Annotated in this window: 6 protein-coding genes; all 6 read right to left on the reverse strand. The window is 71.2% G+C overall.

Annotation, left to right across the window (positions count from 1 at the left end; all coding sequences use genetic code 11):
- Nucleotides 1-304 precede the first annotated feature (304 nt).
- On the reverse strand, nt 305-2,008 hold the full coding sequence (locus ACFWR9_RS23400) for a proline--tRNA ligase (RefSeq protein ID WP_383845320.1): 1,704 nt from the start codon (nt 2,006-2,008) through the stop codon (nt 305-307).
- Between the two features lie 73 nt (nt 2,009-2,081).
- Nucleotides 2,082-2,612, reverse strand: coding sequence for a GNAT family N-acetyltransferase (locus ACFWR9_RS23405; RefSeq protein WP_383845322.1), 531 nt, complete (start codon nt 2,610-2,612; stop codon nt 2,082-2,084).
- A gap of 30 nt (nt 2,613-2,642) precedes the next feature.
- Nucleotides 2,643-3,491 carry a GNAT family N-acetyltransferase gene (locus tag ACFWR9_RS23410; RefSeq protein WP_383845324.1) on the reverse strand — a complete coding sequence of 283 codons (849 nt, stop codon included), beginning with the start codon at nt 3,489-3,491 and terminating at the stop codon, nt 2,643-2,645.
- Nucleotides 3,492-3,588: 97 nt separating this feature from the next.
- Nucleotides 3,589-4,746 carry a flavodoxin-dependent (E)-4-hydroxy-3-methylbut-2-enyl-diphosphate synthase gene (gene ispG, locus ACFWR9_RS23415; RefSeq protein WP_383845326.1) on the reverse strand — a complete coding sequence of 386 codons (1,158 nt, stop codon included), beginning with the start codon at nt 4,744-4,746 and terminating at the stop codon, nt 3,589-3,591.
- Between the two features lie 241 nt (nt 4,747-4,987).
- Nucleotides 4,988-6,280, reverse strand: a complete 1,293-nt coding sequence (locus ACFWR9_RS23420) for a M50 family metallopeptidase (RefSeq protein WP_383845443.1) — start codon at nt 6,278-6,280, stop codon at nt 4,988-4,990.
- Nucleotides 6,281-6,288: 8 nt separating this feature from the next.
- Complete coding sequence (gene dxr / locus ACFWR9_RS23425) at nt 6,289-7,545, reverse strand: 1-deoxy-D-xylulose-5-phosphate reductoisomerase (protein WP_383845328.1); 1,257 nt, start codon at nt 7,543-7,545, stop codon at nt 6,289-6,291.
- Between the last annotated feature and the right edge of the window lie 176 nt (nt 7,546-7,721).

A 7,721-nucleotide genomic window follows, 5' to 3' on the forward strand; every position in this document is an offset into this window, starting at 1 on the left:
CCACAGAAGTGACCTGTGTTGACGCGCCAACCGCTGCGGGCGGACACCCCCCGACACGACCCCTTCTCGCCGTACGCGGCCAACCGTCCGCGCGGCTACGGGCCGCCGTCCACGGCCGCGGGCCGCCGCGCCCTCCCGCGCCTCGCGCCGTACGCGGCTGTCCGCCGTCCCCCCCTTCGCGCGGTGCGCGGCAGGGGATCGTCGCGTAGTCGCGGGCAGATGTGCCGCCTGGGGCGGCACGGGTGGGCGCGGCGGCAACCGGCGAGCACCGGGTCGCGTTGCCCACCCCTGGGTCCCGGAAGGGTCAGTTGGTGAGGCGGGTGATGGCCTCTTCGAGGGGGAGTTCCTCGCGGGTGCCGGTGCGGCGGTCCTTGAGTTCCAGGACGCCCTCGGCGGAGCGGCGGCCCGCGACCAGGATCTGGGGGACGCCGATGAGTTCGGCGTCGGTGAACTTGACGCCCGGGGAGACGCCCGCGCGGTCGTCGACCAGGACGCGGACGCCTGCCGCGGCCAGCTTGTCGGAGACTTCGAGGGCCAGTTCCGTCTGGAGGGCCTTGCCGGCCGCGACGACGTGGACGTCGGCCGGGGCGACCTCCTTGGACCAGACGAGGCCCTTGTCGTCGGCGTGCTGCTCGGCGAGGGCCGCGACGGCGCGGGAGACGCCGATGCCGTAGGAGCCCATGGTGACGCGGGCCGGCTTGCCGTTCTGGCCGAGGACGTCGAGCTTGAGAGCGTCGGCGTACTTGCGGCCCAGCTGGAAGATGTGGCCGATCTCGATCGCGCGGTCCAGCTTGAGGCCGGTGCCGCAGTTGGGGCAGGGGTCGCCCTCGCGGACGACCACGACGTCGATGTACGCGTCTACCTCGAAGTCGCGGCCCGCCACCACGTTCTTGGCGTGGGTGTGCTCCTTGTTGGCGCCCGTGATCCAGGCCGTGCCGGGTGCCACGCGCGGGTCGGCGATGTACTTCACCTTGTCGCCCAGGCCCTGCGGGCCGACGTAGCCGCGGACCAGGTCGGGGCGGCCGACGAAGTCCTCGGCGGTGACCAGTTCGACGGCGGCGGGGGCGAAGTGTGCCTCCACCTTGTCCAGGTCGACCTCGCGGTCGCCGGGGACGCCCACGGCCACGATCTCGCCGTCCACCTTGACCAGGAGGTTCTTGAGGGTGGCGGAGGCCTCGACGCCGAGGGAGGCGGCCAAAGTTTCGATGGTGGGGGTGTCGGGGGTGGGGATGTCCTCGGCTGCGGGGACGGCGGACGCGTCCGTCGGCTTGAGGGTGTAGGTGATCGCCTCCGTGTTGGCGGCGAAGTCGCAGTTCGGGCAGTCGGCGAAGGTGTCCTCGCCGGCCTCCGCGGGGGCCAGGAACTCCTCGGACTTCGAGCCGCCCATCGCGCCGGCGGTGGCCGCGCAGATGCGGTAGTCGAGGCCGAGGCGCTCGAAGATGCGCTGGTAGGCGGCGCGGTGCAGGGAGTAGGACTCGGCCAGGCCCTCGTCGGCTACGTCGAAGGAGTAGGAGTCCTTCATGAGGAACTCGCGGCCTCGCAGGATGCCCGCGCGGGGGCGGGCCTCGTCGCGGTACTTGTTCTGGATCTGGTAGAGGATGACCGGCAGGTCCTTGTAGGACGATGCCTGGTCCTTCACCAGGAGGGTGAAGATCTCCTCGTGGGTCGGGCCCAGGAGGTAGTCGCCGCCCTTGCGGTCCTGGAGCCGGAAGAGTTCGGGGCCGTACTCCTCCCAGCGGCCGGTGGCCTCGTACGGCTCGCGCGGCAGCAGGGCGGGGAGCTGGACCTCCTGGGCGCCGATGGCGTCCATCTCCTCGCGGACGATGCGCTCGATGTTGCCGAGGACCTTCTTGCCGAGCGGCAGCCAGCTCCAGAGGCCGGCGGCGGTGCGGCGCACGTAGCCGGCGCGGACCAGCAGCTTGTGGCTGAGGACCTCGGCGTCCGCCGGGTCGTCGCGCAGCGTCTTCGCCATCAACTTCGACATGCGCTGGACCGGTGCGTTGGCCATGGATCTCGTGTCTCCTGCTGCGTAAGGGTGGTGCTAGGAGGTTAGCCGGGTGGTCCTGCCCGGTGGAAATCGGTTATCCCCTGTGCAACGGGAGCGGGGCGCCCATCACCGCGTACGGCTTGGGGGCGCTCGGGAAGAGGACCTGGCGGGCCAGGTCCTGGTAGCCGAGGGAGCGGTAGAGGCCGCGGGCGGGGCTCTCGGTGTCGATGGCCGAGAGGATCGAGCGGGGTTCGGTGGCGGCGTCGGTGATCGTGGTGATCAGGGCGCGGCCGGCGCCGCGGTTCTGGTGGGCCGGGTGGACGTGGAGCTCGGTGATGACGAAGGAGTCGTCCAGCCAGGCGGCGTTGCCCTGGGCGCGGAGGTAGGGCTCGACCACGGTGGACCACCAGTGGGTGCGGTCGTTGGGCATGCCGTAGACGAAGCCGATGAGGTCGCCGCCGGCGGTGGCTCCGAGGGCCCGGGCGCCCGGGTGGGTCATGTGGCGCAGGACGATCTGGCGGCGGACGGCGACCTCGTCGGGGGCGAGTCCGAACGCGGCGGCTTGGACGGCCAGCGCCTCGTCCACGTGCGCGGAGAGGTCCAGTGGGCCGATCACGAGGTCCATGGCGGGGAGCCTACAGCCCTGCCGCAGGGGTCAGAACAGCACGCTCATGAAGGCGCCGACCTCTTGGAATCCCACCCGGAGGTACGTCCGTCGTGCCGCCGTGTTGAAGTCGTTGACGTACAGGCTCGCCACCGGGGCCACGTCCGCGAGGGCGTAGCGCAGGACCGCCGCCATGCCCGGTGCCGCCAGGCCCTTGCCCCGGTATTCGGGGGCCACCCACACGCCCTGGATCTGGCAGGCGCGGTCGGTGGCGGCGCCGATCTCGGCCTTGAAGACGACCTTGCCGTCCGCGTCGAAACGGGCGAACGAGCGGCCGGCGCCGACGAGTTCGGCGACCCGGGCCTGGTAGAGCAGGCCGCCGTCGCCGGCCAGCGGGGAGATGCCGACCTCCTCGGTGAACATCGCCACGCAGGCCGGCATGACCCGGTCCAGCTCGTCCTTGCGCACGCGGCGGACGTAGGGGTCGGCGACGATGTCCCCGGGCACGCGGTCGGTGACCATGAGGGGCTGGCGGGTACGGACCTCGCGGGCGGGGCCCCAGCCGGGTTCGAGCAGGCGCCACAGCTGGGCGGTCGGGTGGGCGGGGCCGACGATCGAGGAGCAGCGGCGGCCGGCCCGGCGGGCGCGGTCGGCGAAGGCGCGGACGGCGCGTTCGTTGGCGCAGATGGGGACGAGGTTGGCGCCCGCATAGCACAGGGACGTCAGCATGCCGTGCTCGTACCAGCCCCACATCTCCCCGCCGAGGCGCCACGGGTCGAGTCCGGCGATGCTCACCCGGGCGGCCACGAAGGCGTTCGCGACCGGCTCGCTGTCGAGGATGGCGAGCGCGGCGTCCAGATCGCTCGGTTCGAGCACGCGGGAGGTGGTCTGCGTCAACACGTGCGGGGGCCTCACCCTGAGATCTGCTGGTCCCCGCACTGTACCTGCCACGAATATGCCGCGCCGCCCTCCGGGCGACGCGGCCGGAGCGGGGAGGTCAGCCCGCGATCGAGACGGAGGGCTCGCCGGAGATCACGCCGTCCTTCTCCATCTGCTCGGCGATCTTCATGGCCTCTTCGATGAGGGTCTCCACGATCTTCGACTCGGGGACGGTCTTGATGACCTCGCCCTTGACGAAGATCTGGCCCTTGCCGTTGCCGGAGGCGACGCCGAGGTCGGCCTCGCGGGCCTCGCCCGGTCCGTTGACGACGCAGCCCATGACGGCGACGCGCAGCGGGACCTCCATGCCCTCAAGACCGGCGGTGACCTCCTCGGCCAGCTTGTAGACGTCGACCTGGGCGCGGCCGCAGGACGGGCAGGAGACGATCTCCAGGCCGCGCTGGCGCAGATTGAGCGACTCCAGGATCTGGATGCCGACCTTGATCTCCTCGACCGGCGGGGCGGAGAGGGAGACGCGGATGGTGTCGCCGATGCCCTGGGAGAGCAGGGCGCCGAAGGCGACGGCCGACTTGATGGTGCCCTGGAAGGCGGGGCCGGCCTCGGTCACGCCGAGGTGGAGGGGGTAGTCGCACTGGGCGGCGAGCTGGCGGTAGGCCTCGACCATGACGACCGGGTCGTTGTGCTTGACGGAGATCTTGATGTCGCGGAAGTCGTGCTCCTCGAAGAGGGACGCCTCCCACAGGGCGGACTCGGCCAGCGCCTCCGGGGTGGCCTTGCCGTACTTCTGGAGCAGCCGGCGGTCCAGGGAGCCCGCGTTCACGCCGATGCGGATCGGCGTGCCGTGGTCCTTCGCCGCCTTGGCGATCTCCCTGACCTTGTCGTCGAACTGCTTGATGTTGCCCGGGTTGACGCGGACCGCCGCGCAGCCCGCCTCGATCGCGGCGAACACGTACTTGGGCTGGAAGTGGATGTCGGCGATCACCGGGATCTGCGACTTCCGCGCGATCACCGAGAGGGCGTCCGCGTCGTCCTGGGTGGGGCAGGCCACACGGACGATCTGGCAGCCCGACGCGGTCAGCTCGGCGATCTGCTGGAGCGTGGCGCCGATGTCGGAGGTGCGGGTCGTCGTCATGGACTGCACCGACACGGGGGCGTCGCCGCCCACCGCCACGGCGCCGACCTGGATCTGCCGGCTCTTGCGGCGCTCCGCGAGCCTGGTCGGAACGTCCGGCATGCCGAGAGAAATCGCAGTCATCTGCTGTGCAACCCCAAGTCGTGGATCAAGGTCCGGCCCCGTTCTGCGGCGGGCTCCGGCATTCGAGATTACGGCACTCACATGAACGCCGGGGACACGGTGCGCGCGAGATGCACCCTTTGGCGTCCATCTGCCGGACGAGCGGAGTGAAGCCCGACCCGGAGGGACAGGCTCCCGGATCGGGCTTCTCATCGGATCGGTCGGATTGGTCGGATTGGTTCGATATCAGGAGATTTCGATATCAGGAGATTCGTACTGGATTGACGACGTCCGCCACCAGTACCAGCAGCGTGAAGCAGACGAAGATGCCCGCCACCACGTAGGCCACCGGCATCAGCTTGGCCACGTCGAAGGGGCCCGGGTCCGGCCTGCGCAGCACCCTGGCCGCCGCGCGGCGCAGTGACTCCCACAGCGCGCCCGCGATATGGCCGCCGTCGAGCGGCAGCAGCGGGAGCATGTTGAAGAGGAACAGGGACAGGTTGAAGCCGGCCACGAGCATGACGAACATGGCGAGCTGCTGGGTGGGCGGGATGTCCAGGGTGGCGATCTCGCCGCCGACCCGGGCGGCGCCCACCACGCCCATCGGGGAGTCGGCCTCGCGGGGCCCGTCCCCGAAGGCGGCGTCCCACAGGGCGGGGACCTTGGCGGGCAGGGCCGCGAGGGAGTCGACGGCGTCGCCGATCCGGTCGCCCATCCAGGTCACCGACTGGCCGAAGTCCTGCTTCACCACGCCGGTGGCGGCGCTGAAGCCGAGGAAGCCGGCGGTGACGTACTCGCCCTCGACGATCTGCCCGTTCGCGTCCTTCTTCGCGACCTGGTTGGTGGCGATGGTCGCGTTCAGGGTGATCTCCTCACCCTTGCGCTCGACGACGACCGGCACCTGCTCGCCGGGGTTGGCGCGGATCAGGTTGGACAGCCTGTCCCAGTCGTCGGTGCGTACGCCGTCGAAGGCGAGGATCTTGTCGCCCGCGCGCAGACCGGCCGCCGCGGCCGGGGAGGCCGGGTCGGACTTGGTGCAGTCGTCGCGGTTCTCCGTCTGTGAGATGACGCACTGGGAGACGGAGCTGACGGTGGTGGTCTGCTGCGAGATGCCGAAGCCCATGAGGACGGTGAGGAACAGCACCACCGCCAGGATGAGGTTCATGAACGGGCCCGCGAACATCACGATGACCCGTTTCCACGGCTTGCGCGTGTAGAACAGGCGCTTCTCGTCGCCGGGCTGGAGTTCCTCGAAGGCGGCCGAGCGGGCGTCCTCGATCATCCCGCGCCAGGGCGAGGTGGAGCGGGCCTCCACCCGGCCGTCGGGGCCGGGCGGGAACATGCCGATCATGCGGATGTAGCCGCCGAACGGGATGGCCTTGACGCCGTACTCGGTCTCACCCTTCTTCCGCGAGAAGAGCGTCGGTCCGAAGCCGACCATGTACTGCGGCACCCGGATGCCGAAGAGCTTGGCCGTGGAGAGGTGGCCCAGTTCGTGCCAGGCGATGGAGAACAGCAGGCCGACGGCGAAGAGGACTATGCCGAGGATGAACATCAGGGTCGTCATGCACGGGCCTCCGCCGTCTGTGCCGCCAGTTGCCGGGCCCGGGCGCGTGCCCAGGTCTCCGCTTCGAGGACGTCCGCGACGGTGAGCGAGGTTCCCGTACGGGGGGTGCCGTGCTCCTCGACCACCCGCGTGACGGTCTCCATGATCCCGAGGAACGGCAGCGCGCCGGAGCGGAACGCCTCGACGCACTCCTCGTTGGCGGCATTGAACACCGCCGGGGCCGTGCCCGCGAGCTCGCCGACGTGCCGGGCCAGGTTCACCGAGGGGAAGGCCTCGTTGTCGAGCGGGAAGAACTCCCAGGTGGAGGCCTTGCCCCAGTCGAAGCTGGGGGCGGCGTCGGGGACGCGTTCGGGCCAGCCGAGGCCGATGGCGATGGGCCCGCCCATGTCGGGGGGCGTCGCCTGGGCCAGGGTCGATCCGTCCGTGAACTCAACCATCGAGTGGACATACGACTGCGGGTGCACGACCACCTCAATGCGGTCGAAGGGAATGTCGTAGAGCAGGTGGGCCTCGATCACCTCCAGGCCCTTGTTGACCAGGGTGGCGGAGTTGATCGTGATCACCGGGCCCATGGCCCAGGTGGGGTGGGCGAGGGCGTCCTCGACGGTGACGGCCGCCAGCTCGTCCTTCGTACGGCCCCGGAACGGGCCGCCGGAGGCGGTGACGACCAGCTTGCGGACGTCGGCGCGGGTGCCGGCGGCCAGGGCCTGGAAGAGGGCGGCGTGCTCGGAGTCGACCGGGATGATCTGCCCCGGCTTGGCGAGGGCCTTGACCAGCGGGCCGCCGACGATGAGCGATTCCTTGTTGGCCAGCGCGAGGGTGTGGCCGGCCTCCAGGGCGGCGAGGGTCGGAGCGAGTCCGATGGAGCCGGTGATGCCGTTGAGGACGGTGTGGCAGTCGGAGGCGGCCAGCCGGGTCGCCGCGTCCGGTCCCGCGAGGATCTCCGGGAGCGGGTCCCGGCCGCCGTACCGGGCGCTCAGTGCCTCGCGCAGCGCGGGGACGACGTCCTCGCGGGCGACGGCGACGGTCCGCGGCCTCAGCCGGTGCGCCTGCTCGGCGAGGAGGCCGACCCGGCCGCCGTTGGCGGACAGGCCGGTGGCCCGGAAGCGGTCCGGGTTGCGCAGCACGAGGTCGATGGCCTGGGTCCCGATCGACCCGGTGGACCCGAGGACCACCACGTCCTTCGGGCCGTCGCCCGCCACCGGGTCGTAGACGAGGTGGGGGTCGGCGAGTGGGGCTGGACTGTCGCTCATCCCTCCATTGTGGCCGCAACGGCCCTCCGGGAGGACAGCGCGTCCCTCGCACGGGTGTCGCGGGGGGCGTGCCGGGCTGCGGGGGCCCCCCGGGGGGCCGGGAGCCCCGGGGGGCGCGGAGCCCGGGGGGGCGGGGGGGCTTGTCCGAGTGGGAGTCCCCCCGTGGGCGGGGGCGC

Source organism: Streptomyces sp. NPDC058534 (genome assembly GCF_042717365.1).
Classification (GTDB): Bacteria; Actinomycetota; Actinomycetes; order Streptomycetales; family Streptomycetaceae; genus Streptomyces.

Bases quoted from the DNA above. Each gene is read 5' to 3' on its own strand.
- ACFWR9_RS23400 (WP_383845320.1), bottom strand. From the start codon at position 2,008: ATGGCCAACGCACCGGTCCAGCGCATGTCGAAGTTGATGGCGAAGACG.
- ACFWR9_RS23405 (WP_383845322.1), bottom strand. From the start codon at position 2,612: ATGGACCTCGTGATCGGCCCACTGGACCTCTCCGCGCACGTGGACGAG.
- ispG (WP_383845326.1), bottom strand. From the start codon at position 4,746: ATGACTGCGATTTCTCTCGGCATGCCGGACGTTCCGACCAGGCTCGCG.
- ACFWR9_RS23420 (WP_383845443.1), bottom strand. From the start codon at position 6,280: ATGTTCATCCTCGGCATAGTCCTCTTCGCCGTCGGCCTGCTGTTCTCC.
- dxr (WP_383845328.1), bottom strand. From the start codon at position 7,545: ATGAGCGACAGTCCAGCCCCACTCGCCGACCCCCACCTCGTCTACGAC.